This is a genomic window from Methanoregula sp. (assembly GCF_002835825.1).
GTDB lineage: Archaea > Halobacteriota > Methanomicrobia > Methanomicrobiales > Methanospirillaceae > Methanoregula.
Window position 1 is genome coordinate 1 of sequence record NZ_PIZH01000813.1, and the last position, 1,000, is coordinate 1,000.

The window sequence follows — 1,000 nt, forward strand, 5'->3', positions numbered from 1 at the left end:
CTGCAGGAGGCTCCGCTTTCTCTCTCTCGCAGCCTCCTTTTCGGCCGGGTTGGTATGGACGGCCCGGTCGTACATGGCGTTTGCCGCGTCAAACATGCCAAGGTGGGCATAACAGTCCCCCATCTCGTACAGTGCTTTTGTATAAGTCGGCGCGATGATGAGTGCCTGCCGGTAATAGTTCAGGGCTGATGTGTCGTTGCCCAGCTTTGCCATCTCGCGACCTTTGCGGAGCAGGTATTGTGCCTCGATGGGAATGCCCCTGCAGTAGAGCCATTCCATGGTAGTCTGACCTCCCGGGCCGGAACCGGAAACACGGTTGACAAGAAGATCACTCTATCGCTCCGATCGTATAAAACTTGCCCCATGAACCCGCGAACCTGAATGGCCACCCTCCTCTTCGAACCGCACCATGGGAACGACCGGTCCCTCTCCTTCAGCTCCCATTCCTCATCTCCGGTTGTTCATCCGTCCGGAACCGGAATTTCCCCTCCTGTACCAGCATCCCGGACCGGGCGCGTTTTGCGAAGATGCCGGTCCCGCGGATGATCATACCGTTGATTGCAGGGATCTCGCGGATCATGAAGAAGCCCGGGCCAATGCTCCTTAAAAATCCCCGACAATGAATCGCTGTCGCAAGCTTCGAGCTTCTCATAGTTGGCAAGGATGATAGACGACACGACGTGGGTAAGGACGATCCTGATGAGTGCGAAGATCGCCATGATGCCGATATGCGCCTCGGTGCGGATATCCACAACCCCGGCTCCTGCGGTGCGCATTCGTTCATGAACCCGATACTCCTGCGACAATTCTCCATTTCTGTGACAACCATCAATACTCTCACGATACAACTCAGGCGGCATACGTTTCGGCCAAGGTCGAAAACCCCCTCCTGATCGCTTAAGACCTCCGGCCCCCTCATCTATATACACCAGATGATCGATTACTCCACCCTCCCCCATGCCCCCGGCTGCTACCTCTTCTCGGATAATGAGGGTAGGAT

The 1,000-nt window shown here is 56.1% G+C and carries 2 protein-coding genes; both read right to left on the bottom strand.

Annotated elements, in window-relative coordinates; translation table 11 throughout:
• Nucleotides 1–279, bottom strand: a 279-nt coding sequence (locus CW742_RS15400) for a tetratricopeptide repeat protein (protein WP_292421946.1), incomplete at its 3' end; no start/stop codon positions are given.
• A gap of 154 nt (nt 280–433) precedes the next feature.
• Entirely contained in the window at nt 434–652 is a 219-nt protein-coding gene (locus CW742_RS15405) for a hypothetical protein (RefSeq protein ID WP_292421948.1), read from the bottom strand.
• Between the last annotated feature and the right edge of the window lie 348 nt (nt 653–1,000).

What these genes read in the sequence shown, in the direction of transcription:
- CW742_RS15405 (WP_292421948.1), bottom strand. Translation starts at nt 652, where the DNA reads ATGAGAAGCTCGAAGCTTGCGACAGCGATTCATTGTCGGGGATTTTTA.